The sequence below is a fragment of the Streptomyces sp. HUAS MG91 genome, from assembly GCF_040529335.1.
Taxonomy (GTDB): Bacteria; Actinomycetota; Actinomycetes; order Streptomycetales; family Streptomycetaceae; genus Streptomyces; species Streptomyces tabacisoli.
The window spans coordinates 5,231,598-5,257,438 of sequence record NZ_CP159534.1 but is presented as its reverse complement, the minus strand read 5'-3'; the positions used below and the strand labels follow the sequence as shown (position 1 = coordinate 5,257,438).

The following is a 25,841-nucleotide window of genomic DNA, read 5'->3' as shown; positions in this document are numbered from 1 at the left end:
ATCAGGACTCGTCCTCCGGCTGACGGGCCGCCGGAACTTCGGCGCCCTCTTCTACGTGTTCCAGGTGGCCGGAGGCCGCGCCGGTCATCGCCGAGCCCAGCTCCTCCGGCGTGATCGTGGCCGGGTCGGCGTCGGCGACGAGCCGTCCGCGGTAGATCACGCGCAGGGTGTCGGAGAGACCGATCAGCTCGTCGAGGTCGGCGGAGATCAGGAGCACCGCGAGTCCTTCGCGGCGGGCCTCGCGGATCTGGTCCCAGATCTGCGCCTGCGCGCCGACGTCCACACCGCGCGTGGGGTGGGCGGCGATGAGGAAGCGCGGGTTGTGGCTCATCTCGCGGCCGACGATCAGCTTCTGCTGGTTGCCGCCGGAGAGCGAGGCGGCGGTGACGTCGATGCCGGGGGTGCGCACGTCGTACTCCTCGACGATGCGCCGGGTGTCGGCCTGCGCGGCCTTGATGTCGAGCAGGACGCCCTTCGCGTTCGGCTTCTCGGTGACGTGGCCGAGGATCCGGTTCTCCCACAGCGGGGACTCCAGGAGGAGCCCGTGGCGGTGGCGGTCCTCGGGGATGTACCCGACGCCTCCCTCGCGGCGCTTGCGGGTGGACCACGCGGTGATCTCGTCGGCCTCCAGCGCGATGGTGCCGGAGTCGGCGTGCTTGAGGCCGATGATCGCGTCGATCAGCTCGGTCTGGCCGTTGCCCTCGACGCCCGCGAGGCCGAGGACCTCACCGGCGTGGATGGTGAAGGAGATGTCGTCCAGGAGCGGACGGCCGCCCTCGGCGTCCAGGCGCAGTCCGGTGACGGTGAGGACCGGGCGGTCGGTGACCGTGGACTCGGAGGTCTCCGGGGTCGGCAGTTCGGAGCCGACCATCAGCTCGGCGAGCTGGCGCGGGGTGGTCTCGGCGGGGACGGCGGTGCCGACCGTGGTGCCGCGCCGGATGACGGTGATCTCGTCGGCGACGGAGAGGACCTCGCCGAGCTTGTGCGAGATGAAGATGACGGCCAGGCCCTCGGCCTTGAGCTCGCGCAGGTTGTCGAAGAGCGCGTCGACCTCCTGCGGGACGAGCACGGCGGTCGGCTCGTCGAGGATCAGGGTGGTGGCGCCGCGGTAGAGGACCTTGAGGATCTCCACGCGCTGGCGGTCGGCGACGCCGAGGTCCTCGACGAGGACGTCCGGGCGCACGCCGAGGCCGTAGCGCTCGGATATCTCCAGGATCTTCTTGCGGGCCTTCGCCCCGATCCCGTACAGCTTCTCGCTGCCGAGCGCCACGTTCTCCAGGACCGTGAGGTTGTCGGCGAGCATGAAGTGCTGGTGGACCATGCCGATGCCGCGCGCGATGGCGTCGGCGGGCGAGGCGTACGAGACGGCCTCGCCGTCGATGGCGATGGTGCCCTCGTCCGGCTTCTGCATGCCGTAGAGGATCTTCATCAGCGTCGACTTGCCCGCACCGTTCTCCCCGACGAGGGCGTGCACGGTGCCCCTCTTGACGGTGAGGTGGATGTCGTGGTTGGCGACGACGCCGGGGAAGCGTTTGGTGATGCCGGTCAGTTCGACGGCCGGCGGGCTGCTGGACGCGTTGATGGCGCACACTCCTGTGGAATGGACAGGGGGCCGACGCCTACTACTACGCGCGTAGAGCCCCTACGGCACTGCGAGTTGGGCACAATCCGGACAAACGGGGTGAGGGAAGGCACTGTCCTCAGCCTCCCCGCACCCCGTTCCCAGAACGTGTCCCGCTGGTTACGGCTACTTGGTGTTGACCTTGATCTCGCCGCTGACGATCTTCTCCTGGGCAGTCTTCAGAGCCTTCTGCAGGTCCGCGTTGTTCGCGAACTCGGGGTTCGAGCCGGCCAGGGCGACCTCTCCCGACTTGAGGTCACCGGTGATGACGCCGGTCTCGGGCTTGCCATCCTGGACCGACTTCGCCAGGTTGTACACGGCCTTGGCGACGTCCTTCGTCGCGGAGGTCAGGATGTACTTCTTGTACTTGGCGAGGGCTTCCTGCTTGTACTGGTCGGAGTCGACGCCGATCGCCCAGACCTTGTGCTCCGCGGCGGCCTGGATGACGCCCTGACCGGACAGGCCGGCCGCGTGGTAGACCACGTCGGCGCCCTTGTCGATCTGGCCCTCGGCGGCCGTCTTGCCCTTGTCGGGGCTGGAGAAGCCGCCCTCGGCCGCGGTCTCGGTCAGGAACTGCGAGACGACCTTGGCCTTCTTGTTGGTGTCCTTGACGCCCTGCTCGAAGCCGGCCTCGAACTTGTGGATCAGCGGCACGTCCACGCCGCCCACGAAGCCCACGACGTTCGACTTCGTCGCCTTGGCGGCGGTGACGCCGGCCAGGTACGAGGCCTCCTGCTCGCTGAAGACGAGGTCCGCGACGTTCTTCGACTGGACCGTCGAGTCGTCGACGATGCCGAAGGTGACGTTCGGGTACTTGGCCGCGGCCTCCTTGACGGCGGGCGCATAGGCGAAGCCGACGCCGACGATGGGGTTGTAGCCCTGCTTGGCGAGGGCGACCAGGCGCGCGGTCTTGTCGGCGTCCGACTCGCCGTCGCTCGGCTCGACGTCGGTACCCTTGTAGCCGAAGGCCTTCTCGGACTTCTTCAGGCCCTCGTACGCGGCGTCGTTGAAGGACTGGTCACCCTTGCCGCCGACGTCGTAGGAGATGGCGAGACCCTTGGACTTACCGCCGTCGCTCTGCTTCGAGGCGTCGGAGGACGTGCCGCCGCAAGCGGCGAGGGACGCGGCGAGGGCGACGGTCGCAGTGCCTGCGAGCGCTATTCGGGAAACCCGGCGCATGGGATGAGCTCCTTCGTACATGCACCGACGGCGTTCCGGACGGCGCTGACTTCGCCGCAGATTAACGCGCGTAGACAGAACATAAAACCCCCTTCTCCCCACTGTTATCGGGCTGTACTGAAAGCCTTAAGTCGGGCGCGGTGGACCGTGGGGGAGCCGGTGCGTCCGCGACGCAGCAAAGCGGGGCGCGGACCGGAGGAACCGGTCCACGCCCCGCCCGTCGAGCGTGGGTGCTACTTCGTCGCGACGGTGATCTTGCCGTCGATGATGTCCTGCTTGGCCTTGGCGACCGCGTCCGCGAGACCGGCGATGGTCTTGAACTTGGGGTTGGTGTCGGTGATGCCGACGCCGCCCGCCTTCAGGTCGAAGCGGGTCACGCCGGACAGCGGCTTGCCGTCCTTCACCGACTTGGCCAGGTTGTAGACCGCGCCGCCGACGTCCTTGGTGGCCGAGGTGAGGATGTAGTCCTTGTACTTGGCGAGGGCTTCCTGCTGGTACTGGTCGCTGTCCACGCCGATCGCCCACACCTTGTGGGCGGCCGCGGCCTGGATGACGCCCTGACCGGACAGGCCGGCCGCGTGGTAGACCACGTCGGCGCCCTTCTCGATCTGGCCCTCGGCGGCCGTCTTGCCCTTGTCCGGGCTGGAGAAGCCGCCCTCGGCCGCGGTCTCGGTCAGGTACTGCGGGATCACCTTGATCTTCTTGTTGGTGTCCTTGACGCCCTGCTCGAAGCCCGCGCCGAACTTGTGGATCAGCGGCACGTCCACACCGCCGACGAAGCCGACGACGTCCGACTTGGTGGCCTTGGCGGCGGCGACGCCCGCCAGGTAGGAGGCCTGCTCCTCGCTGAAGACGAGGTCCGCGACGTTCTTCGCGGTGATCGTCGAGTCGTCGACGATGCCGAAGGAGATCTTCGGGTACTTGGCCGCGGCCGCCTTCACGGCCGGCGCGTAGGCGAAGCCGACGCCGATGACCGGGTTGTAGCCCTGCTTGGCCATCGACTCCAGGCGGGCCGTCTTGTCGGCGTCCGACTCGCCGTCGCTCGGCTCCAGGTCCTTGCTCTTGTAGCCGAACTCGTCGCTGGCCTTCTTCATGCCCGCGTACGCGGCGTCGTTGAAGGACTGGTCACCGCGCCCGCCGACGTCGTAGGCGAGGCCGATGCCGAGGTTCTTGCTCTTCCCCTCGGAGGCGGCCTTGTCCCCGCTGGTGCCGCCGCAGGCGGTGGCGGCGAGGGCGAGACCGGTGACGACCACGGCGGTCCGCGTGAGCCGGGACGTACGAGTACGACGCATGATGGGCTGCTCCTTCGTCAACACGCCGCGAAGGGCGTTGAGTTCGGCGGAGCGTAACGCGCGTAGAAGGGGCGGGGAACCCGGTTGGGCTCCGCCGTTACCGGATCGTGGCGGGGGTCGGTTACATCTGGGTTGCGTGGGGGGACGCCGGGGACGAAAGGGGGCGTTTCGGGGGGTGTTCGGGTGCGGCTCTCGCCGTGGCCGGCCGCGCAGTTCCCCGCGCCCCTGAAGGCATGCGCTGCGCGCAGCCTTCCCCGATGAGATGGCGCACGCAGTGCGCATCTCAGGGGCGCGGGGAACTGCGCGACAAGCCACGACGGTGTCGCAGTCGCCGACGCACCAGCACCCGGCAGACGGTCAGGCGAGGTCGGCGTCCAACAGCGCGGCGGCGGTGAAGAGTTCGACGCCGACCGTGATCGCGTACTCGTCGGCGTCGAAGTCACCCTGGTGAAGATCACGGCTGACCCGGTCACCCGGCACCTTCACCCCGAGCCGCGCCATGGCACCGGGAACGTGCTCCAGGTACCAGGAGAAGTCCTCGCCCCCCAGGCTCTGCTGGGTGTCCTCGACGGAGTCGGCGCCGAGACGCGCGGTCATCGCGTCCCGCAGCAACTCGGTCACGGCCGGATCGTTGACGACCGGAGGGACCCCGCGGACGTAGTTCACGACCGGCTTGGCCCGGTACAGGTCGGCGATCTCCTGGATGGCCCCGTGCACCAGATCGGGCGCCGCCCGCCACGCCTCCAGGTCCAGGCAGCGCACGGTGCCGGACAGCTCGGCGTGCTGCGGGATCACATTGCAGGCGTGACCGGTCTCCAGGCGCCCCCAGGTGACGGAGAGCCCGGAGCGCGCGTCCATCCGGCGGCCGACCAGCGCGGGCACCTCGGTGGCGACCTTGGCGGCGGCGACGACGAGGTCGGTCGTCAGGTGCGGGCGCGCGGTGTGCCCGCCGGGCCCGTCGAGGGTGACCTCAAGACGGTCGCACGCCGAGGTGATGGGACCGGCGCGCAGCCCGATCCGCCCGGCGTCGACCTTCGGGTCGCAGTGCACCCCGACGATCTTCCGTACGCCGTCCAGGACTCCGCACTCGATGGCGTCGGGAGCGCCGCCGGGCAGCACCTCCTCGGCGGGCTGGAAGATCAGCCGTACCGGGTGCGGCAGCAGCCCCTGCCGGTGCAGGTCGGCGAGGACGAGCCCGGCGCCGAGCACGACGGTGGTGTGCACGTCGTGCCCGCAGGCGTGCGCGCGGTCGGGCACGGTGGACCGGTAGGCGCAGGTGACCTTGGTGTCCGGGATGGGCAGCGCGTCGATGTCGGCGCGCAGCGCGAACATGCCGGGCCCGCCGCGCCACTCCCCGTCCTCGGTGCCGATGTCACAGATGAGCCCGGTCCCCATGCCGAGCACGCGGGGTACGAGCCCCGCCTGCTCCAGGCGGGTCTTGAGCGCGGCGGTGGTGCGGAACTCCTGGTTGCCCAGCTCCGGGTGCATGTGCAAGTCACGGCGGAAGGCGATGAGTTCGGTACGCAGGGCTTCGGGCAGCGTGCCGGGGAGCACGGCGCCCGGGGCGGGTTCCCCGGCGGCTTCACCCGGCTGGTCGGCCTCGGATTCTCGGGACTTCATCTGGTTCACCCTCTGAAGGGTAGGGCGACGCATGGGCCAACTGACGCTCGATCAACAAAAGTTCAGCCAGATTGACGTAAGAAATCTGGCGGAGCTGCGCATGTCGATCGTACGGAACGGGTATGCAGACTCTTTCGACCTGCGGTCGGACCGGATTCGGACGACGCCCCGCCGTCAGTCGCCGGGAGTCGGCTCACCGGCGTCTTGCGTGCCTTCCCCCGACCCCGCTCCGGCCGGCTTCGTGTGCAGGATCGAGCGGGCCTGTTCCGCGGCGCGGGCGGTGTTCTCGGAGACGAAGTCGAGGAAGCGGGCGATGTTCTCCAGGCGGACGCCGACCGGCGTCGCCGGGCCGAGCAGCCCCGATCCCTCGCGGGCGATGGCCACGATCCGGGCGGTGGCCTGGGCGCTGGCGACCATGGACTGGTACCAGATGTCGTCGTCGACGACATAGCGCTCGCGGCGGCGCTCGTCGCGCTCCCGGCGCACCATGCCCAGCCCCTCGATGAAGGCGATCGCCTTGGAGACGGACGCCGGGCTGACCTGGAGCCGCTGGACGAGCTCGGCCGCGGTGAGACTGCCCGAGTCGCTGAGGCAGATGCTGGACAGCACGCGGGCCATCATCTTGGGCATGCCCGAGGCCATCATGACGGTGGTGAACGTCTCCTCGAACTCGCGCACCGCCGCGTCGTCGCGCCCGCCGGGCCGCGCGGCCGGCTGAGATCCCCGGGGCGCGGCCTGCTTGCGCCGGTGGGCGCGCTGCTCGGTGGCGCGGTGGGCGAGGTCGGCGCGGTACGAGGTCGGGCCGCCGTTGCGCATCACCTCGCGGGTGACGGTCGAGGTGGGGCGGTCCAGGCGCCGGGCGATCTCGGCGTAGGCGAGGCCGTCGGCCAGTCCCAGCGCGATCTGCTGCCGTTCCTGCTGGGTGAGCCTGCCTCCCGGCATCGCCGTCTCCTTCGTCCGTGGTTCTCGCCGCCGCCTGCCGCCTGCCGTCGCGACTATAGCGTTCACTTTCTATCTATTGCAACGCAGAGTGCGTGCGGTGTTGCGTTAGTCGTGAGCCGGTTGCAACGAAATTGGCTTACTGAGCTGGTATTACTGTTCTTCTGCGCAACGAATGCGTTGCCTGATCCTCGAACGCAACGTAGCGTTTCTCTCATCAGAAACGACGAGTCAAGGAGCAAGTGATGCAGAAGTTCGCCACCCCCGCCACCATCTCCGCCGTCCTCGACATCCCCGCGGGCCGCATCCGGTTCATCGCCGCCGACCGGACGGACACCGTCGTCGAGGTCCGGCCCGCCGACGCCGCCAAGGGCCGCGACGTGAAGGCGGCCGAGCAGATCGAGGTCGGCTACGCCGACGGGCGGCTGCGGATCGCCGCCCCGGCCGCGAAGAACCAGCTCCTCGGCCCGTCCGGCACCGTCGAGGTGACCGTGCAGCTGCCGGCCGGCTCGCACGTCGAGGCGACCGCGGGCGCCGGCGAACTGCGGGGCGTCGGGCGGCTCGGCGACGTCACCTTCGAGAGCGCCCGTGGCCCGGTCAAGCTGGACGAGGCCGCGAGCGTCCGCCTCGACCTCAAGGAGGGCGACATCACGGTCGGCCGCCTGACCGGCGACGCGCGGATCAGCACCATGAAGGGCGATCTGAGCGTCGCCGAGGCCACGCGCGGCACGGTCACCCTGCGCACCGAGGCCGGTGACGTGAGCGTCGGCGCCGCCCGCGGCGTCTCCGCCACGCTCGACGCCGGCACCTCCTACGGCCGGGTGAGCAACGCCCTGAAGAACGCCGACGGCGCCGCCGCGGGGCTGGCCATCCACGCGACCACCGGTTACGGCGACATCGCCGCCCGCAGCCTCTGACGGTCGGCGGCGGCCCCGGTCACGAGCGCCAGCGCCACCAGCGCGGCGCTCACCGCCGGCACGGCCCGGGCGCCGGGGCCGCCGTCGATCGCCAGGCCGCCGGTCCAGGGGCCGAGCGCGGCACCGATGTTGAGGGCCGCCGTCGCGCAGGCGCCCGCCAGCAGGGGCGCGCCCGACGCCGCGTACAGGGCCCGCGCGATCAGCGTCGAGCCGACGGCGAAGGACAACGCGCCCTGTACGAAGGTGAGCACGAGGGTCGCCGGGACGCTGACGGCCGCGTACGCGAACAGCGCCCAGCCCGCGCAGAGCGCCGCCCCGCCGCCCGCGAGCACCGGCAGCGGCCGGGCGTCCGACCAGCGGCCCGCCGCGGTGACGCCCGCGAACGAGCCGAGCCCGAAGAGCGCCAGCAGCACCGGGATCCACGGCCGGGCCACTCCGGTCACCTCGGTGGCGACGGTGGCCAGGTAGGTGAACGTGCAGAACGTCGCGGCGTTCACCAGGGCGCCGAGCGCGAGGACGACCAGCAGGCGCGGGCGGCGCAGGGCCCGCAGTTCATCGCGTACGTTCCCGTGGGCGCCGTCGGCGGGCCGGCCCGCCGGGACCGTGCGTGCCACGGCGACCAGCGCGGGCAGGCAGAGCGCCGCGACCGCCCAGAACGCGGCCCGCCAGCCGAGGAACTGGCCGAGCAGGGCGCCGCCGGGGACTCCGGCGACACAGGCGAGCGTGGTTCCGCCGAGCAGCACCGACGTGGCCCGGCCCTTGGCGTCCGGGGCCACCAGGGACGCGGCGGTGGCCAGGGCGACGGCGAGGAACCCGGCGTTGGCGAGCGCCGCGACGACGCGGGTCGCCAGCAGGACGGCGTAGCTCGTGGTGAGCGCGGCCGTCACGTGCGCGAGCAGGAACACCGTCAGGAAGCCGAGCAGGGTCGCCCGGCGCGAGCGGCGCAGGGCGAGCACCGCCATGGCGGGGGCGCCGACGATCATGCCGGCCGCGAAGGCCGACGTGAGTGTGCCCGCGGCCGGGACGGAGACGTTCAGGTCGTGGGCGATGTCGGGGATCAGCCCCGACAGCATGAACTCGGAAGTGCCCTGCGCGAAGACGGCGAGGGCGAGCAGATGGAGCGTGAGGGGCACAGCGGACTCCGTGACCGTACAGAGGTGTGGTGACTTGGTCGCGGGCCGGCGGGTGCCGACGGTGGTGCTGCCTCAGCTTGTGGTGCGGGGCAGCCACCGGGCGGGGGCCGCCGGTGGCTGGGGTGTGTCCGACTCAGGACTGCTCATGCTCCGCACCTTACCGGGCTCGGGTTCAGCACGGTTGTCATTTTTCCGCGGCCCCGGTGGGGGCTGGTCGCGCAGTTCCCCGCGCCCCTGTTGGGTCGTCGTTCGTCCGCGCCCCGGTGGCCTCTTCTCGCGCAGTTCCCCGCGCCCCTGTTGGGTCGTCGTTCGTCCGCGCCCCGGTGGCCTCTTCTCGCGCAGTTCCCCGCGCCCCTGAGGCATGCGCTGACGCGCAGCCTCCCCTGGAGGCTGCGCTTCGCGCGCCTCCGATCAAGGGCGGTGGCGCGCCTCTGATGAGATGTCGCACGCAGTGCGCATCTCAGGGGCGCGGGGAACTGCGCGAGAAGCCCCACCGGCCGTCAGCCGACGTACGACCCAGAGGCGCGGGTTCATACGGTGCGGATGTCTCGGGCCGAGTTGGTGATGCCGGAGAGGAAACCCTGGGCGTGGGCGGAGACGCCGGCTGTCAGCCAGGCCGGGTCGATCTCGCAGACGGCGACCTTGACGCCCGTGCCCTCCAGCGCGATGGGCAGGGTGTGGACCACGGTCGACGGAAAGCTGAGGATCGTACGGCCGATGGGACCGCGGCGGGCGATGAGTTCGAGGGGGAGGTCGGGGCGGACGACCTCCAGGCCGGTCTCGGTGGCGAGGCGATGGAGTTTGTCGGCGCTCTCGCGGCGATGCGCGAAGTAGCGCGTGGCGCCGTGCGCGGCGGCCAGTTCACGGACCGCGACGAGATAGCGGTCGAGGTCGACGACTCCGGTTTCCACCAGGGACGTTCCGACGAGGTCGGCCCCGCGGGTGATGCGGGGCGGGCCGAACCGGCCCCGCGTCCAGGCGTACGTGTTCTCGGTGACCGTCACCCCCTCCGGCACCCCCTCCACCGGCATGGAGGTGAACAGGGAGACCGAGCGGCGGCCCCCGGCGCGCGGCGTGAGCCGTCTTCGGGCCGCCGAGGCGACGGGCCCGAAGACGAGGTCGCGGGGACCGGGCCGGCCCCCGCGCCGGTGCCAGCGCACCAGGCGTTCGCCGCCCGCGAGCTGGCTGACGAACTCCATGGTGGCGGTGCCGTCGTCGACGACGACCAGCTCGCGGGCGCGGGTGATGGTGAGCAGCAGCTGTACGTAGCGGGAGAACGGGTCGCCGAGCACTATCCGGTCCGCCGCGCGCAGCGGCCCGGCGAGGCCGCCGATGGTCTGGAAGGGAGCGGCCGCGCCGCCGCGGGCCTCCTCCCAGCGCACCGTGTGGCCTTCCTCGCGGGCGAGTTCGGCGACACGGCGGAGCTGTCCGCGGGTCATCGGATCGGTGGGCGAGAGCACGACGACGGTGGCACGGCCCCCGTCGAGGTGGGCCCATTCGAGAACGTTGAGGAGCTGTACCGGGCTCTCGACGAAGCACAACGTACCGCTGCTGGACATGCGACCCCTCCCGAGGGACGCCGGGGCGGCCCGGCACGTCGACCGTGCCGGACCGCCCGTGGCTCGACGAACCGGTGGATCAGACGCCGACCGGCTCGCCGGCGGCGACGGCGATCTCGGACTCGGCGACGACGCCCGCGACGCGGCGGAGCTTCTTCATCGGGCCGAGCTCGGACTCGTAGACCTTCTTGACGCCGTCACCGAGGGAGGCCTCGATGGTGCGGATGTCGCGGACCAGGCGCGTCAGGCCCTGCGGCTCCACCGAGGCGGCCTGGTCGGAGCCCCACATGGCGCGGTCGAGGGTGATGTGGCGCTCGACGAAGGTGGCGCCGAGGGCGACGGCCGCGAGGGTGGTCTGGAGGCCGGTCTCGTGGCCGGAGTAGCCGATCGGGACGTTCGGGTACTCGGCCTGGAGGGTGTTGATGACGCGGAGGTTGAGCTCCTCGGCCACCGACGGGTACGTGGACGTGGCGTGGCACATGAGGATGTTGTCCGAGCCGAGGACCTCGACCGCGTGGCGGATCTGCTTCGGCGTCGACATGCCGGTGGAGAGGATGACCGTGCGGCCGGTGGCGCGCAGGGCGCGCAGCAGCTCGTCGTCGGTCAGGGAGGCCGAGGCGACCTTGTGGGCGGGGACGTCGAACTTCTCCAGGAAGGCGACGGCCTCGGTGTCCCACGGGGAGGCGAACCAGTCGATGCCGCGCTTCTTGCAGTGCTCGTCGATCTTGCGGTACTCGTCCTCGCCGAACTCGACGCGGTGGCGGTAGTCGATGTACGTCATGCGACCCCACGGGGTGTCGCGCTCGATGTCCCACTGGTCGCGCGGGGTGCAGATCTCGGGGGTGCGCTTCTGGAACTTGACGGCGTCGCAGCCGGCCTCGGCGGCGACGTCGATCAGCTTGAACGCGTTCTCCAGGTCGCCGTTGTGGTTGATGCCGATCTCACCCGTGATGTAGACGGGCTGACCGGGGCCCGCGGTGCGCGAACCGAAGGTGCGGAGGCGGGAGTTGAGAGCAGACATGAGGGATGCGTTCCTTACTTGGTTTCGAGGGTGTCGAGAGAGGGGCCGAGGATCCAGCTGGCGATCTCCCGGATCGCGCCTTCGCCACCGGGGACGGTGGTGACCGCGCGTGCGGCGCCGCGTACGACGTCGTGGGCGCTCGCGACCGCCACGGGCCAGCCGACTGCGGCGAAGCACGGGAGGTCGTTGACGTCGTTGCCGACGTAGAGCACGCGCTCCGGCGCGATGCCCTGCTCCTCGCACCACTGCTTCAGTGCGAGGTCCTTGCGGTCGATGCCGTGCAGGACCGGGATCTTGAGCTTCCGGGCCCGGGCGGCGACCACCGGGTTCACCTCCGTGGACAGGATCAGCATCGTCAGGCCGCTCTTGCGGAGGGCCGCGATGCCGAGGCCGTCACCGCGGTGCACGGTGACGAACTCCCGTCCGTCGGAGTCGATCAGCACCTTGTCGTCGGTCTGGGTGCCGTCGAAGTCGAGGACGACCGCGTCGATGTCTTCCATCGTCGGAAGGGTGCGCTGGTCGAAGAGGGGGGCCAGCGCGCGGGCGCGGGCCAGGTCGTGCGGGTCGTCGATCTCCAGGACGCGCGCGGGGTCGGTGCGCACCAGTTCCGTACGGCCGAAGAAGCGGTGCTCGTGGCGGCGGAAGCCGGTGGCCTCCATCGCGTACACGGCGCCGGTCTCCAGGAGGTCCTGGGGGCGGTCCTGGCGGCGCGGCCGGAAGGACTTGTCGTGGTTGACGCCGTAGCCGCCGCTGGTGGCGGGCGCCTCGGTGACGAGGGTGCCGGTGCCGCCCACGGACGCGGCCCGCTCACCGGCGATGCCCCGCGGCTCGTCGGCGGCGTCGCGCCACACGAAACCGTGGAACGGGGCGACGGTAAGCGCGCTGTCGGCTCCGCCCTCGACGATGGCGGCGACCACTCCGTCGATGTCCTCGCGGACGATGAACGGGCTGGTGCACTGCACGAGCAGCACCACGTCCACGGCCGCGCCCTGGAGCGCCTCGTGGGCGTCCATGGCGTGCAGCACGGCCGCCTCGGAGGTGGCCTTGTCGCCGGCGATGGCGGCGGGCCGGGTGACGACCTCGGCGCCCGCCTCCCGGGCGGCGGCGGCGATGGCCGCGTCGTCGGTGGAGACCACGACGTCCGTGACGTGCCGGGTGGCCCGGCACTCGCGCACGGCCCGTGCCACCAGGGGCACGCCGCCGACCGGGGCGAGGTTCTTGGCCGGTACGCCCTTGGAGCCGCCGCGCGCCGGGATCACGGCGAGGACGCGGCGGACGGGGGCGGCCTGGACCGCTTCCGGGTCGGTCATGTGCGCTTCTCCTTCAGGGAGTCGGTCGGTGCGGGTGCTCACAGCTCCCCCATCCGCCGGATGACGGGCGCGACGCGCTGCACGCCGTGCCGGTAGGCGCCGCGGGCGGCCCGGCGGACGATCTGGCGGACGGCGCCGGGATCCTTGTCGGCCGCCGGGGCGCCGGGCAGCGGGCTGCCGTCGGGCGCGAGGTGGTGGCGGGCCAGGACGCGCGGCAGGTAGCCGGGGGCCGTGGTGCGGGAGTAGTACGGCGCGAGGGCCGGCCGGTCGCGGCCGAGCAGGGCGGTGACCCTGGCACGCGCCCCGTCGAAGGCCCGCTCGTACGTGCCGTCGGCGGCGACGCCCTGCCGGGCGACCCAGGCGGGGTCCGGCTCGGGGCGCAGGCCCGCGTCGAGCTGGTCCCAGGAGACCAGGCAGCCGGAGCCGGTGAAGTGGTGGTTGCCCAGGGCCTCGCGGACCCCGAGGTCGGTGAGGAGGGCGGTCGGGATACGCCGGTGCAGGGCTTCGAGGGCCGCGGTGGAGCTGACCGTGACGAGCAGGTCGGCGCGGTCCAGGACCTCGCCCATGTTCCCGTACACCAGACGGAAGTTGGCGGGGACCTCGATGCGCTGCGCGAGCTTCTGGTAGGGGATCTCCTCGATGTGCGTGGTGTGTTCGCCGGGCTTGCTGCGCAGCTTGAGCAGCACCTCGCGGTCGGGGTGCCGACGGGCGTGCCGCACCAGGCGGTCGAGGAGGTACATCCGGTCGGCCGGGGTGTCCGGCACGGACGGCTGCGCCGCGAAGACGACCGTGTACGGGTCGTGCTCCGCCGTGTGGGGGGCGCCGCCGAGGAACGGCAGCGCGCACTCGGTGACCGCGGAGGCGTCGGCGCCCACGCCCTCGTACACGGCGCGGAAACGCTCCGCGTCGTAGGCCGAGTTGGCGAGGACGACGTCCGCGCCGTGGCGCAGCAGCAGCCCGTCGGCCAGCTTCTCGTAGACGACGCCGACGTAGCCGGTGACGACCACCGGCCGGTCGGAGACCTCGCGCCAGACGTGCCCGAGTCCGTGCAGTACGGCCTGGACGGCTCCGCCGACGAGGGCGAGGACGACCACGTCGTACTCCTGGTGCGCGCGCTCCATCTCGCGCAGGAACTCGACGGCGGTGACCTCGCTCATGCGGTCGGCGCGCACGCCCACCTCGCCGAGCTGGCGCGGCGTCGGGGTGGCGCGGCCCCGGAGCAGGTATCCGTCGAGCCGCGCGTCGTCGCCGAGCAGGCGGGCGGCGGTGAGCGAGCCCCACTTCCAGCGGGTGTCGGAGTCGGCGAGCACGGCGGCCCTGAGCGGTCCCCCGGGCGCCTTTTCGGTCCTCGTATTGCTGCTTACTGGCACGTGGAAGAACGTAGAAAGGGATTCCTAGCCGCGGCCCAACCAGAACGCAACAAACGGTTAACAACAGATCGCCGAATGGCGAATCAGTCCGGGAATTCGGCTGTGGCGGCGGCGGTTCACCATTCCGACACATGTCGTTCATCCGACATCAAGCCGTCGGCCAATCCGCATGTCAGGCGGTCCCTTAGCGTCCGACGGGTGGTCAAGCTCTCCGTCATCGTGCCGTTCTACAACGTGCAGCAATACGCGCCCGACACCCTCAGGAGTCTTCGCACAAACACACGCGACGATTTCGAATTCATTCTCGTCGACGACTGCTCCCAGGACGAGACCCCGGCGATACTCGCGCGCGCGGAACGCGAGCTGCCCGGCGCGGTCCTCGTCAGACACGAGAAGAACGGAGGTCTGGCCACGGCCCGCAACACGGGCCTGGACGCGGCGCGCGGCGCGTATCTGACGTTCCTCGACGGCGACGACTGGCTCGCCCCCGGATATCTGGCCGAACTGCTCGCCGCCATCGAGGAGTTGGGCGTCGACTTCGTCCGCACGGACCATGTACAGACCAAGGGCCGGGCCCGCTCGGTGTCCCGGGTGCCGGTGGGCGTGCGGAACGAGGCGCTGGTCCCGCGCGAGGCGATCCTGCCCGCCGACCGCACCACCTCCGTCGACTACGCGTACGCCTGGGCCGGGATCTACCACCGGCGCCTCCTGGAGCGCGGGCTGCTGCACTTCACGGACGGGCTGCGCACCGCCGAGGACCGGCCGTGGATCTGGCGGCTGCACCGGGAGGCCGAGTCGTTCGCCGCCGTCAGCCTGCTCGGCGTCTTCTACCGGCGCGGGGTGACGACCTCCCTGACGCAGATCGGCGACGTGCGCCAGCTCGACTTCATCCGCGCCTTCGACGAGGTCCTCTCCGAGACGGCCGCGGACCGGGACGCCGACACGCTGCTCCCCAAGGCCGTCCGCACCTACTGCGCGATCATCGCCCACCACCTGGCGGAGATCGAGAAGTTCGAGCCCGCGGTCGCCAAGCGGCTGCGCGCGATGAGCGCGGCGGCGCTGGACCGGATGCCGCAGCCGCTGCTCGCCGACGTCCTCGACACCATGGACCTGGACCGGGCCGCGCGGCTGCGCAGGCTGCGGCGGCGGGTCACCTCAGCGAAGGCGGCCGCCTGATGCCCCGTACCACCCAGATCTTCTGCGCCTCCACGCTGTACGGCGCGGCCACGCTGGCCGCCGCGATCGAGGCGGACCGCTTCAGCGAACCGGACCGGCGCATCCTGCTGGTGTTCAACAACGCCGCGGTGCCCGAGACGTCGACGCCCGTCCACGAGATGCCCGGGTTCGGCGCGCTGCGCAAGCACTTCGACGACGTGCTCTGCTTCAACGACGCCATCAGCCCGCTGCACCCGGCGGCCTGGAGCCCGCGCCAGGACGACATCCCGCTCCTGGAGCGGTATCTGCGCGGGCTGTGGCGGCTCGGCGACGACCGGCTCGAACTGGTCCTGGAATCCCTCCAGGTCAATCCGGCGCTGGGGTTCGCCCAGATCTTCACCGGTGCGCCGATCCACGCGTACGCGGACGGGCTGATGAGCTACGGCCCCACCCGCAACAAGATCGACCCGCTGGTCGGCACGCGCGTGCGGCGGCTGCTCCACCTGGATCTGGTGCCCGGGCTCAAGCCCGTGCTGCTCAGCGAGTTCGGTGTCCGGCCGGAGATCGTGCCCGCCGAGAACTTCCTGAAGGTGCTGGGCGGCCTGACGGGCGCGAGCGGCGAGGTGCCCGCGGTGCCCGACGGGGCCGCGCTGCTGCTCGGCCAGTACCTGTCCGCCCTGGACATCCTCACGCCCGCCGAGGAGACCCGGCTGCACGTGCGGATGATGCGCGGGGCCGTCGCGCGCGGCCACCGCTCCCTGGTCTTCAAGCCGCACCCGATGGCCCCGGCCGACTACGAACTGGCTCTGGCGGCCGAGGCGGAGCGGCTCGATGTCGACCTCACGGTGATCGACGAGCCGGTCCTCGCCGAGGTGCTGTTCGCCCGGGCGCGGCCCGCGCTGGTCGTCGGCTGCTTCTCGACGGCGCTGTTCACCGCGTCCGCGTTCTACGGGCTGCCCGTCGCCCGGCTCGGGACCGGGACGCTGCTCGACCGGCTGGCGCCGTTCCAGAACAGCAACCGGATCCCGGTCGTCCTCGCCGACGCGCTGCTGCCCGACCTGGAGGCGGAGACGCCGGCCGACCCGCTGCCGCCCAAGCTGCTGGAGGGGCTCGTCACCGCGGTGAGCTTCGCGATGCAGCCGCAGGTGCTGCCCGCGCTGCGCCCGGCGGCCGAGCGTTTCCTGTCCCAGCACTTCGACTCCCGTGTCCAGCGGTACTTCAAGCGGCGCCGGCTGACCGTGCTCGGGCTGCCCGGCGGCATCCCGCAGCGCCTGGGCTTTCTGCCCCGCAACTCCACGGCGCGGCGCGTGGCGCGGCGGGCCCGGCGGACGTGGCGGTCGGTCAAGGGGTGACCCGGCGCCGGTCCCGCAGTTCCCCGCGCCCCTGAGAGGCCTGCGGCCTTCGGCGGCGCGGGGAGAGTTCATCAACCGTCCACCGGAAAGCCGCCCGGCACAGCGTGCGGTGGGGCACATTCGGGCCTCCGGCGGAACGACCGGCAGAGATCAAGAACGGTGAGCGCATGACGAACCCCCTGACGGGACTGTTCAAGGCGCGACAGCGCGACGCCGCCAGGTCGGCCCTGTACGCGGGCAGCGTCCACCGGTGCGGCGCCTATCTCGCGACCCAGGGCGCCCCGGGCCCGCTGATCCCCCGCCAGACCCGGCTCACCCAGGCGATCGGCACCCTGACGGCCTCCGTCGACGGCCCCGCGGCCGACCCGTTCGACGCGCTGCTCGGCGTCGGCGAGCGGGCCCTGGAGGCGGGCGGCGAGGCGTCGGCCGAGCTGGCCCTGAGCGTCGCCGGGACCGCGACCCGGCTGCGACAGCGCTCCCGGGCGGCCTGGCGGCTGCACGGCGCGGCGCTGGACGGGCTCGGCCGCGACGACGAGGCGCTGGAGTCCTACGAGCGCTACCTCGCCCTGGTCCCGGGCGGCGACGGCGCCCCGGGCACCGCCCGCCGGATCGACACCCTGCGGCAACGGCGGGCGCTGCTCGACGAGTTGACCGCCCTGGTGACCGACGACACCGAGGACAGCGCCGGGCTGCGGTCCGCCCTGAGCCGCCCCGCCGCGCCGCCCGCCGAACTCACCCCGCAGGTGGCCGCCCTGCTCCGGCGCCGTCTCGCCCGGGACGGGGCGGGCGATCCCGCGGTGCGCCGCCTCGCGGAGCTGTACGGCGCCTACCGGCGGCTCGTGGAGCGGGACGCGGTGCCCGCCGAACTGCCCGACGCCGTGACGCCGGTCGGGGTGGCGGGCCTGCGCGCGCTGCTCACCGGCAAGAGCGTCTGCGTGGTCGCGGGCGGCGACGAGGGGACGGGCGGCGCGCTCGACGGCTACGACGTGGTGGTGCGCTGCGACGGGTTCCGCACCGGCGCCCGTACCGATCTGCACGCCGTGACCCCGCGCGGCGCCACCCCGTGGGACGGCCCCCCGTGGACCGCGGAGACCGGCATCCGGCTGGTGTTCGACGAGGCGGCCCCGCGCTGGCGCCGGGTCGTCCGGCAGCGGCTCGTGCCCGGCGCGCAGGAGCACATCGGCGATGTCTCGCTGCGCCGCCCGCTGACCGACCCCGCGCTGCTCGGCGAGTCCGTGTGGGGCGAGGACGCGAGCACCGCCTTCACGGTCCTGCGCCTCCTTGACTTCCTGGACGCCGGCCCCCGCCTCGACCTCATCGGCTTCCGGACGGCCGGCGCCGGTGCGCTGCGCCCGGCGGAGGCCGCGTGGGTCGAGGCCCACTCGACGCTACGAGACGACAGCACGATGAGGATCGCCCTGCGATGACCCACTCCCGCGCCGACGACCGCAGCGCCGTCACCGGCAAGCGGCGGATCGCGTTCGCCGTCCATGCCGACACCGGCACGCTGCCCGCCGTGGCCACCCTGCTGCGCAGCCTGGTGCTCACCAATCCGGGCGTGTGCGAGGACGTGGTGGTGCTCCATCCCGGGCTCGCCGACGCCGAGTTCGACGGGCTGCGGCGGCTGCATCCCCGGCTGCGCACGCGCCGCGCGGAGACGCGGGCGGAGGTGTTCCGGCTGCCGGACCACGACACCGTGATCGCGCTCGACCCGGCGATGGTCGTCCTCGGCGACCTCGGTGAACTGCTGCGGCTGCGGCGCGGGGTGGCGGCCGTCCCGCAGGTGTGGTGCGACGCGTCCGGCGCCGAGCGGCGCTCGGTGCTGCCCGACGGGCTGCTGGTGGTGCAGCGCGCAGACGTGGAGGAAGCAGAGGAGGCGGAGGAGGCGCGGGACACCGTGCTCGCGGCCGACGCCGTGGTGCCCGTCGACGCGCGCTACGACTTCCTCACCCGCCGCCTGCACGACGGTCTTCCGGTGCCCCCGCAGGTCGCGGTGCTGCACTTCAGCCATCCGCCGGACGCGCCCGGCTACGGTCCGGCCGCCGAGGCGCGGGCCCGTTTCGAGCTGGACGACGACGCGTTCCGGGCCGCGTTCAGGGCACTGCCCGGCGGCAAGCACCCCGAGCTGGTCGCGCACCTCGCGCCGCCGCTCCTGGAGACCCGGCCCTCCCTCGATCTGGCCCGCACGGTCGCCGACGTGTACCGGCAGCAGGGCCGCTACGACGAGGCCGTCGCGGTGCTCGCCCCGGTGCTCGACGACCGGGCGGACGCGCCGCGCTGCCACGAGACGCTGGGGCTGTGCCTGATGGCGCTGTCCCGCTACGCGGAGGCGGAGACCCATCTGCTGCTGGCCGCCGCCTCCCCCGACACCGCGCCCCGCGCCTTCGCGCAGCTCGCCCGGCTCGCCTGGCTGTGCGGCCGGGAGGCGGACGCGCACGCGTACGCCCGGCAGGGCCTGACCGCCGACCCGACCGACGCCGGGTGCCACAGCTGGTACGTACGTACACGCGAGGAACCTCGCGCCGAACCGGGCACGGAACCCGCCGCGGGGCCGGCGTCCGAACAGCTCGCGCACGTCGCGCTGTTCGCGGAGGGCAACGAGAACGCGGGCGACAAGGTGCTGCCCGAGGCCGTCCGCCAGTGCTTCGGTACGGACACGGGCCCGCGCCACTGGTACCAGCGGCACGCGCACCTCCTGGTGGACGAGGAGGCGCTGGAGCGGCTGAACGCGCGGCGCGGTGTGGTCGTGGGCGGCGGCGGGCTCTTCCTGCCGGACACCTCGCCCAACAGCAACAGCCACTGGCAGTGGAACGTGCCGGACGCGCTCCTGGGCCGGCTCACGGCGCCGCTCGCGGTGTTCGCGGTCGGCTACAACGTGTTCGACGGGCAGCAGTACCGCAGGACCCGGTTCGCCGAGAGCCTGCGGGTGCTCGTGGAGCGGTCGGCGTTCTTCGGGCTGCGCAACCACGGCTCGATCGACCGGGTACGGGAGCTGCTGCCCGAGGAGCTGCGGGACCGGGTGCGCCACCAGCCGTGCCCGACCACGGTGGCCGATCTGCTCGTGCCGCCCGCCGGGCGGGTGCCGCGCTCCGACACCGTCCTCGTCAACTGCGCGTACGACCGGGCCGGGCTGCGCTTCGGCCACGACTACGGTCACTTCCTGGCCGAGATGGCGGGCGCGCTGCGGGAGCTGCGCGGGCGGGCCGAGGTGCGGTACGCGGCCCACATGCCGGCCGACGAGAAGTTCGTGCACGACCTGCGGCGCGAGCACGGCCTGAGCCTGCCCGTCGACCGGCTCTACGCGCTGTCGAACGACGCGATCCGCGATCTGTACCGCCGGGCGCGCCTGGTGATCGGGATGCGCGGGCACGCGGGCATGATCCCGTTCGGCTGCGGCACCCCGATCCTCAGCCTCGTGTCCCATCCGAAGCTCGCGTACTTCCTGTCGGACATCGACCGTCCGGACTGGGGTCTCTCGGTGCACGACCGGGAGCTCGGACCGCGGCTGGCGGAGCGGGCGGCGGCGGTCCTCGACGACCACGACGCCGCCGTGGCCGACGTGCGCGCCGCGCAGGAACTCCTGTGGAAGACGACGCAGGCGAACATCGCCGAACTGCGCGGGATCTTCCGGAGTTCCGACAGTTCATCTGGCACGTAATCAGAGTTCACTCAACAGCGCTTCTCCGGTCACCGTTCACACCAGGAACATCCATAACCTGTGGCACGACCTGTTCCAGGCTCGAACATTTCTTTGGATCTTTGGAGTGGCACGCGTGCCGATACTTTCCGTCATCGTCCCCATGCACAATGTGGGGGCCTTCGCCGAGAGCACCCTGCGGAGTCTGGTCGGCAACGTGCACCCCGACTTCGAGTTCCTGATCGTCGACGACTGCTCCACGGACGCCACTCCGGAGATCATCGACCGCTGGACGCGGAAACTCCCCAACGCCCGGGTGCTGCGCCACGAGGAGAACCGGGGCATCGCCCAGGCCCGCAACACCGGCATCGACGCGGCGCACGGCGACTACCTGACGTTCCTCGACGGCGACGACTGGTACGCGCCCGGCTACCTGCCCGAACTGGTCGACCGAATACAGGGGTTGGGCTGCGACTTCGCCCGTACCGACCACGTCCAGGCCACCGGCCGGGACCGGGTCGTGCGAAGACCGCCGGCCGGCGCCCGCGACACCGTGTTCGACACCCGGGACGGCATCGCGCCGGCCCACCGCGAGACGATGGTCGACTATCCCTTCGTCTGGGCGGGCATCTACAGCGGGCATCTCTTCGCCGACGGCGGGATGCGCTTCGCGACCCAACTGCGCACCGCAGAGGACCGGTTGTGGATCTGGCGGCTGCACCTGAAGGCACGGACGTACGCGGCCGTGGGCCTGCACGGCATCTTCTACCGGCGGGGCGTGGCGACCTCCCTGACCCAGATCAAGGACGACCGCCAGCTCGACTTCATCCCGGCCTACGACCTCCTGCTGGAGGACGTGAAGAACGACCCCGAGGCCGACCGCTTCCTTCCCAAGGCCGTCCGCACGTACTGCGCGATGATCGCCTTCCACCTGGCCAAGGCGGACGAGTACGACACCACGGCGGCCCGGCGGCTGCGCCGCGAGGCCCGCGCCGCCCTCCACCGGATGCCCGAAGAGGTGCTGGAGGAGACCCTCAGATCGATCGACAGCAAGCGGAGCCGCATCCTCAGCCGCCTGCGTGACGGGCGGAAGGCTGCCTGACCCATGCTTCACAGGACTCACCGCACCACCCAGATCTTCCAGGTCTCGACCCTGTACGGAGCGGCCACGCTGGCCGCCGCGCTCGACGCGGGACGGTTCGGCCCGCGCGAGGACCACCGGCGCATCCTGCTCGTCTCGCAGAACGCGACCGTGCCGGAGGCCGCGCTGCGCCTCGACGAGATGCACGGCTACGAGCCGATCGTCCGCCGCTTCGACCACGTGGTCAGCTGGAACGAGGCGATCCGCCCGCACCACCCCAGCGTCTGGGGCCCGCGCGGCGACGACGCGACGCTGTGGCAGCGGGCGTTCCGCCTCGCCTGGGACATCGACCCGCGCGAGAAGGTCGAGCTCGCCGTCGAGTCGATCCAGGTCAACCCCGGGCGCGCGCTGGCGGCGATCTTCTCGGAGAGCGCCGTGCACGTGTACGCGGACGGCCTGATGAGCTACGGCCCGACCCGCGAGCGGCTGCCGCTGTCCATCGGCTCGCGCATCCAGCGGTTGCTCCACCTCGACCTGGTGCCGGGGCTGCGCCCGCTGCTGCTCTCCGAGTTCGACGTGGCCCCCGAGATCGTGCCGGACGACGCGTTCCGCGCGGTGCTCGACGAGATCGCCGGGGAGGCCGCCGACGACCCGCGCCTGACGCCCGTACGCGAACAGGCGCCCACGGCCGTGCTGTTGGGGCAGTACCTCGCGGCGATCAACATCCTGAGCGCGGCCGAGGAGGAGGATCTGCACGTGCGGATGCTCGGGGCCGCCGCGCGGGCCGGGCACACCTCCGTCGTCTTCAAGCCGCACCCGACCGCGCCGCCCAGCTACTCGGCGGCGCTGAGCAAGGCCGCCTCCGACGCGGGCGTCCGGCTCACCGTGCTGGACGCGCCGCTGCTGGCCGAGACGCTGTACGCGCACGCCCGGCCCGAGCTGGTCGTCGGCTGCTTCTCCACGGCGATGGTGACGGCGTCGGCCTACTACGGCATCCCGGTCGGCCGGGTCGGGACGGCGCTGGTCCTTGAGCGGCTGAAGCCGTACCAGAACAGCAACCGGATCCCGCTGGCCGTCATCGACCACGTGGTACCCGACCTGGCGGCCGGTGAGAGCGCGGCCCTCGTCGGCGAGGCTCCCGCGACGCTGCCGCCGCTGGTGCGCACGATCGGCTTCTGCATGCAGCCCGGCCTCCAGGAGCAGTCGCGCGAGCACGCCGAGACCTATCTGCGCGAGCACCTCGCGGGACTGCCCGCCCGCTGCTTCCCCGAGTCGCGGCTGGCCGAACTCGACCTGCCCGGCGCCGGACCGCAGGCCCGCGCGAAGCGCCAGGCGCGCAAGGCCCGGCGCGTGGTCGTCAGGACCGTCCGGCGCACCGCCCGGCGATGACCGGCACCGCTCCCGTCCCTCACCCTCCCGCCCCCGAAAGGCGCGCCGTGCAACCCGAGACGACCCTCAGCCCGCCCGAGACCGCGGCGGCCGCCCCGGCGCGGCCGGCCGTGACCGCACCGAAGCGCGAACACCGCTTCGACGTCGACCTGATGCGACTGCTGTGCTCCGTGATCGTCATGCTGGGGCACGTCGGCTCCCAGTTCATCCGCTCCACCGGCAACGACCCGGCGAACGGCTCCGGCACGTACTGGGCGGGGCACGTCGCCGAGGCGATCAACCCGTTCGCCGTCCCCATGTACTTCGCGATAGCCGGCTGGGCGGTGCTCGTGGGCGCGCCGCCGAAGGACAGCGCCCGCATGTGGAAGCGGCTCGTGCGCAACACCGTGCCGCTCTTCGCGTGGACCGCCGTGTATCTGCTGTGGGCCTGGCTGCGCGACCGCAACGAGCGGCCCATGACCGAGCTGGCGGCGGACTCGCTCGTCGGTTCGGTGGAGCCCGCGTACCACCTGTGGTTCATGTACACGTACATCCCCATCATCGTGCTCCTCGCCTTCGCCATGCTGATCAAGGCGGGGCAGCGGCCGTGGGGTCTCGGCGCCGTGCTGCTCGGGATGGCCGTGCTGCCCAGCGTGCTGAGCACCGTCACGGAGACCACCGGTCATGAAATGCCCGCCGTGGCCTGGGGGTTCAGCACGTACTCGCTGGTGTACGCGGTCGGCGGCGCGATGCTCTTCGCCGTCCCGGCCGGTGTCGTACGGTGGCGCAAGGCGCTGCTGGTGCTGCTGCCGGTCTCCATGGCGGCGTGCCTCTGGTACAACACGCAGGTCCACTACGTGATCCCCAACGCCCACCTGTTCGTGGCCGTCATGTTCATCTGCGTACTGCTGCTGGTGAGCCGGGTGAACATCCCGGAGAAGTGGCGGCCGTTGCTCCAGAAGCTGGCAGGCGCCGCGCTCGGCGCGTACATGGTGCACGTGCTGTTCGTCGAGGAGATCGTGCGGCCGCTGGTGTCGCCGGACCTGAGCGGCCCGGTGGCGGCGCTGCTCCTGGCCGGTCTGCTCGCCGCGGTGCTGGCGCTGTCGTTCGCGACGAGCCTGCTGTGGGGCCGGCTGAACCTGCGCCGCCTGCTCGGCTGAACCCGCGCCGCCTTCCCGGCCGACGGCGGGTGACCGGCGGATGACGTTCTCACGAGCAGTCGGCGAACCGGGCCCGCGACGCTCCAAGTCCCGCTGTGCCGCTGCCTAGTGTGGGCTGTGAACCGCCGCCCTCCCGGCGCCGCGGTGCACCGCGACACACAGCAGGGAGTGGCACCCGTGACCGAGACGGCCGTCAGCACGCCGGACACCGCGCCGACGACCGCTGCGCCGCCGGACCCGCGACCGGCGCCGCCCCGCACCCGGGGCAGGGGCACCGGCGGTGCGGGCCGGCTGCGCGCCCTGGACGGGCTGCGGCTGGTCGCCGCGCTGATGGTCGCCGCCTATCACTACGGCGGCCGGGGCGGCGATGTCGCGACGGCCTGGGGCACGTCGCCGCGCGAGCAGTTCCCCACCCTGCACGGCCTGTTCGCGTACGGCTGCCTGGGCGTGCAGGTCTTCTTCGTCATCAGCGGCTTCGTCATCTGCCGCAGCGGCTGGGGCCGCCCTCTGCGCTCGTTCTTCGCGTCCCGCGTGGCCCGGCTCTTCCCCGCGTACTGGGTGGCGGTCGTCCTGGTGACGGCCGTCTTCGCGCTGCCGATGGTGGCCTACGCGACGGTCTCGCCCAGCGACGCGCTGGTGAACCTCACGATGCTCCAGCAGCCGCTGGGCGCCGACCGGGTCCTCGGCGTGTGCTGGACGCTCTGGGCGGAGCTGCGCTTCTACGCCCTGTTCGCCCTGTGCGTGGTGCTGCCCGGCGCGACCCGGCAGCGCGTCGTGCTGTTCTGTGCGGTGTGGACGCTGGCGGCGGCGCTGGCCCAGGCGTCCGGCGAGCCGTTCCTCGGGGTGCTGCTGATGCCCGAGTACGCGCCGTTCTTCATCGGCGGCATCGGTCTCTATCTGGTCCACCGCGACCGGCGTGACGTCCTCGCCTGGGGGATCGTCGCCGTCGGCTGGGCGATCGGCCAGCACTGTGCGGTGGCGGGCCTGTGGCACGCGCCGGATCCGCACGCCTTCTCGCAGCGCTCGTCGCTCGGCATCGTCGCGGTGGTCACGCTGGGCTTCGCGGCGGTCGCGGCGATCGCCGTGGGCCGGCTGTCCTGGGCGAACTGGCGCTGGCTCACCACCGCGGGCGCGCTGACGTACCCCTTCTATCTGGTCCACGAACACCTGGGCTGGGTGGTGATCGGCTTCCTGCACCGGCGCGCCGGGCTGCCGTCGTCGGTCACGTTCGCGGCGACGGTCGCGTCGATGCTGGTCCTCGCCTGGCTGGTGAACCGGTACGTGGAGCGGTGGGCGACGCCCCGGCTGCGCGGGGCGCTGACCCCGTGATCCGGGCGCCGCGTCAGCGCACCCCGTACCGCGCCTCGATGCCCGCCACGATCAGCCGCAGCCCTTCCTCGAACCGCTCGTCGTAGCCCGCGAACAGCTGCTCCCCCGCGGCCGCCGCGAGCGGATAGTCGGCAAGCAGCTCGGCGCGCCCGGCCACGTCGACGCCGGGCGGGCCGTCCGGGGAGTGCGGCTGCATGCCCTGCTCCTCGGTCACGAATCCGAGCGTGTACAGGTACGTGGTCGAGCTCGCCCAGGCGGCCTGGTCGGCGGTGAACCCGGCCTCCGTGAGGAAGCGCAGGTTCGCCTCCATCCCGGGGCCGTGGTCGGTCCCGGTGAACCGTGAGCCGCTGAACACCTTCGCGCCGTCGCGATAGCGCAGGAGGGTGGCGCGGAGCCGACGGTTGCCGAGCATCAGCCACTCCTGCCAGGGGCCGTGGGGCCGGTGCGGCTCGTAGCCGACGGCAGCGGCCGGCTCCTCGGCGCCGACCATGCGCCGGAACATCACGGTCGCCATCTCGTCGAGCAGCGCCTGCTTGTTCTTGAAGTGCCAGTACAGGGCGGGCGCCTGCACGTTCAGCTCCTTGGCGATGGCGCGCAGCGTCAGGCCTTCCAGACCTACGTCGTTCAGTAGGCCGAGGGCGGTGTCGGCGACCTGCGCCTTGTCGAGCCTGGGCCTGTCGGGCTTCGGCTTCTTCACGTCCTTCGGGTTCTGCGCGTCTTTCGGGTTCTTCTCGTCGGCCACGCTTGACAGTTTAACGCCGTTAAGGCGATGCTCGACACATCGAACTTAACGGCGTT

20 protein-coding genes are annotated in these 25,841 nt (G+C 72.0%); 9 read left to right on the top strand and 11 right to left on the bottom strand.

Annotated features, from left to right (window positions below):
• Position 1 precedes the first annotated feature (1 nt).
• The 5 genes from ABII15_RS24105 to ABII15_RS24085 form a co-directional block, all read right to left on the bottom strand.
• Positions 2–1,591: an ABC transporter ATP-binding protein gene (locus ABII15_RS24105; RefSeq protein WP_353944372.1), complete on the bottom strand. Its 1,590-nt coding sequence runs from the start codon at positions 1,589–1,591 to the stop codon at positions 2–4.
• A gap of 156 nt (positions 1,592–1,747) precedes the next feature.
• The gene (locus tag ABII15_RS24100; RefSeq protein WP_353944371.1) at positions 1,748–2,800 is read right to left on the bottom strand and encodes a BMP family ABC transporter substrate-binding protein; all 1,053 of its coding nucleotides are present in this window, start codon (positions 2,798–2,800) and stop codon (positions 1,748–1,750) included.
• Positions 2,801–3,033: 233 nt separating this feature from the next.
• Positions 3,034–4,092 (bottom strand): BMP family ABC transporter substrate-binding protein, encoded by a 1,059-nt coding sequence (locus ABII15_RS24095; RefSeq protein ID WP_353944370.1) that lies wholly within the window; start codon positions 4,090–4,092, stop codon positions 3,034–3,036.
• A 357-nt stretch (positions 4,093–4,449) separates the two neighbouring features.
• On the bottom strand, positions 4,450–5,712 hold the full coding sequence (locus ABII15_RS24090) for an amidohydrolase (RefSeq protein WP_353947176.1): 1,263 nt from the start codon (positions 5,710–5,712) through the stop codon (positions 4,450–4,452).
• Positions 5,713–5,886: 174 nt separating this feature from the next.
• Complete coding sequence (locus tag ABII15_RS24085; protein WP_353944369.1) at positions 5,887–6,654, bottom strand: helix-turn-helix domain-containing protein; 768 nt, start codon at positions 6,652–6,654, stop codon at positions 5,887–5,889.
• 242 nt (positions 6,655–6,896) lie between these two features.
• On the opposite strand from ABII15_RS24085, the gene ABII15_RS24080 reads away from it, so the two are divergent.
• On the top strand, positions 6,897–7,568 hold the full coding sequence (locus ABII15_RS24080) for a DUF4097 family beta strand repeat-containing protein (protein WP_353944368.1): 672 nt from the start codon (positions 6,897–6,899) through the stop codon (positions 7,566–7,568).
• Here ABII15_RS24080 and ABII15_RS24075 read toward each other — a convergent pair.
• From ABII15_RS24075 to ABII15_RS24055, 5 genes are all read right to left on the bottom strand, one after another.
• The gene (locus tag ABII15_RS24075) at positions 7,538–8,701 is read right to left on the bottom strand and encodes a Cmx/CmrA family chloramphenicol efflux MFS transporter (RefSeq protein ID WP_353944367.1); all 1,164 of its coding nucleotides are present in this window, start codon (positions 8,699–8,701) and stop codon (positions 7,538–7,540) included. The genes ABII15_RS24080 and ABII15_RS24075 overlap by 31 nt on opposite strands.
• Before the next feature lie 530 nt (positions 8,702–9,231).
• Complete coding sequence (locus tag ABII15_RS24070) at positions 9,232–10,260, bottom strand: hypothetical protein (protein ID WP_353944366.1); 1,029 nt, start codon at positions 10,258–10,260, stop codon at positions 9,232–9,234.
• 79 nt (positions 10,261–10,339) lie between these two features.
• Complete coding sequence (locus ABII15_RS24065) at positions 10,340–11,281, bottom strand: N-acetylneuraminate synthase family protein (protein WP_353944365.1); 942 nt, start codon at positions 11,279–11,281, stop codon at positions 10,340–10,342.
• 14 nt (positions 11,282–11,295) lie between these two features.
• Entirely contained in the window at positions 11,296–12,591 is a 1,296-nt protein-coding gene (locus ABII15_RS24060) for an N-acylneuraminate cytidylyltransferase (protein ID WP_353944364.1), read from the bottom strand.
• Between the two features lie 38 nt (positions 12,592–12,629).
• Entirely contained in the window at positions 12,630–13,961 is a 1,332-nt protein-coding gene (locus ABII15_RS24055; RefSeq protein WP_353944363.1) for a DUF6716 putative glycosyltransferase, read from the bottom strand.
• Positions 13,962–14,159: 198 nt separating this feature from the next.
• Between ABII15_RS24055 and ABII15_RS24050 the strand changes: the two genes are divergently transcribed.
• The 8 genes from ABII15_RS24050 (at position 14,160) to ABII15_RS24015 (ending at position 25,043) form a co-directional block, all read left to right on the top strand.
• Positions 14,160–15,137 carry a glycosyltransferase family 2 protein gene (locus ABII15_RS24050; protein ID WP_353944362.1) on the top strand — a complete coding sequence of 326 codons (978 nt, stop codon included), beginning with the start codon at positions 14,160–14,162 and terminating at the stop codon, positions 15,135–15,137.
• On the top strand, positions 15,137–16,468 hold the full coding sequence (locus ABII15_RS24045) for a polysialyltransferase family glycosyltransferase (protein ID WP_353944361.1): 1,332 nt from the start codon (positions 15,137–15,139) through the stop codon (positions 16,466–16,468). The genes ABII15_RS24050 and ABII15_RS24045 overlap by 1 nt, the downstream gene beginning before the upstream one ends.
• Before the next feature lie 167 nt (positions 16,469–16,635).
• Entirely contained in the window at positions 16,636–17,895 is a 1,260-nt protein-coding gene (locus tag ABII15_RS24040) for a hypothetical protein (RefSeq protein WP_353944360.1), read from the top strand.
• A complete protein-coding gene (locus ABII15_RS24035) occupies positions 17,892–20,126 on the top strand; it encodes a CDC27 family protein (protein WP_353944359.1) in 2,235 nt (744 codons plus the stop codon). The genes ABII15_RS24040 and ABII15_RS24035 overlap by 4 nt, the downstream gene beginning before the upstream one ends.
• Before the next feature lie 115 nt (positions 20,127–20,241).
• Positions 20,242–21,207 carry a glycosyltransferase family 2 protein gene (locus ABII15_RS24030; RefSeq protein ID WP_353944358.1) on the top strand — a complete coding sequence of 322 codons (966 nt, stop codon included), beginning with the start codon at positions 20,242–20,244 and terminating at the stop codon, positions 21,205–21,207.
• A 3-nt stretch (positions 21,208–21,210) separates the two neighbouring features.
• A complete protein-coding gene (locus ABII15_RS24025) occupies positions 21,211–22,575 on the top strand; it encodes a polysialyltransferase family glycosyltransferase (RefSeq protein ID WP_353944357.1) in 1,365 nt (454 codons plus the stop codon).
• Positions 22,576–22,622: 47 nt separating this feature from the next.
• Positions 22,623–23,714: an acyltransferase gene (locus ABII15_RS24020; protein ID WP_353944356.1), complete on the top strand. Its 1,092-nt coding sequence runs from the start codon at positions 22,623–22,625 to the stop codon at positions 23,712–23,714.
• A gap of 177 nt (positions 23,715–23,891) precedes the next feature.
• The gene (locus ABII15_RS24015) at positions 23,892–25,043 is read left to right on the top strand and encodes an acyltransferase (protein WP_353944355.1); all 1,152 of its coding nucleotides are present in this window, start codon (positions 23,892–23,894) and stop codon (positions 25,041–25,043) included.
• A 13-nt stretch (positions 25,044–25,056) separates the two neighbouring features.
• On the opposite strand, the gene ABII15_RS24010 is transcribed toward ABII15_RS24015, so the two are convergent.
• Positions 25,057–25,740, bottom strand: coding sequence for a TetR/AcrR family transcriptional regulator C-terminal domain-containing protein (locus ABII15_RS24010; protein WP_353947175.1), 684 nt, complete (start codon positions 25,738–25,740; stop codon positions 25,057–25,059).
• Positions 25,741–25,841: the final 101 nt, after the last annotated feature.

Bases quoted from the DNA above. Each gene is read 5' to 3' on its own strand.
- ABII15_RS24100 (WP_353944371.1), bottom strand. From the start codon at position 2,800: ATGCGCCGGGTTTCCCGAATAGCGCTCGCAGGCACTGCGACCGTCGCC.
- ABII15_RS24095 (WP_353944370.1), bottom strand. From the start codon at position 4,092: ATGCGTCGTACTCGTACGTCCCGGCTCACGCGGACCGCCGTGGTCGTC.
- ABII15_RS24090 (WP_353947176.1), bottom strand. From the start codon at position 5,712: ATGAAGTCCCGAGAATCCGAGGCCGACCAGCCGGGTGAAGCCGCCGGG.
- ABII15_RS24085 (WP_353944369.1), bottom strand. From the start codon at position 6,654: ATGCCGGGAGGCAGGCTCACCCAGCAGGAACGGCAGCAGATCGCGCTG.
- ABII15_RS24080 (WP_353944368.1), top strand. From the start codon at position 6,897: ATGCAGAAGTTCGCCACCCCCGCCACCATCTCCGCCGTCCTCGACATC.
- ABII15_RS24070 (WP_353944366.1), bottom strand. From the start codon at position 10,260: ATGTCCAGCAGCGGTACGTTGTGCTTCGTCGAGAGCCCGGTACAGCTC.
- ABII15_RS24065 (WP_353944365.1), bottom strand. From the start codon at position 11,281: ATGTCTGCTCTCAACTCCCGCCTCCGCACCTTCGGTTCGCGCACCGCG.
- ABII15_RS24060 (WP_353944364.1), bottom strand. From the start codon at position 12,591: ATGACCGACCCGGAAGCGGTCCAGGCCGCCCCCGTCCGCCGCGTCCTC.
- ABII15_RS24045 (WP_353944361.1), top strand. From the start codon at position 15,137: ATGCCCCGTACCACCCAGATCTTCTGCGCCTCCACGCTGTACGGCGCG.
- ABII15_RS24040 (WP_353944360.1), top strand. From the start codon at position 16,636: ATGACGAACCCCCTGACGGGACTGTTCAAGGCGCGACAGCGCGACGCC.
- ABII15_RS24035 (WP_353944359.1), top strand. From the start codon at position 17,892: ATGACCCACTCCCGCGCCGACGACCGCAGCGCCGTCACCGGCAAGCGG.
- ABII15_RS24025 (WP_353944357.1), top strand. From the start codon at position 21,211: ATGCTTCACAGGACTCACCGCACCACCCAGATCTTCCAGGTCTCGACC.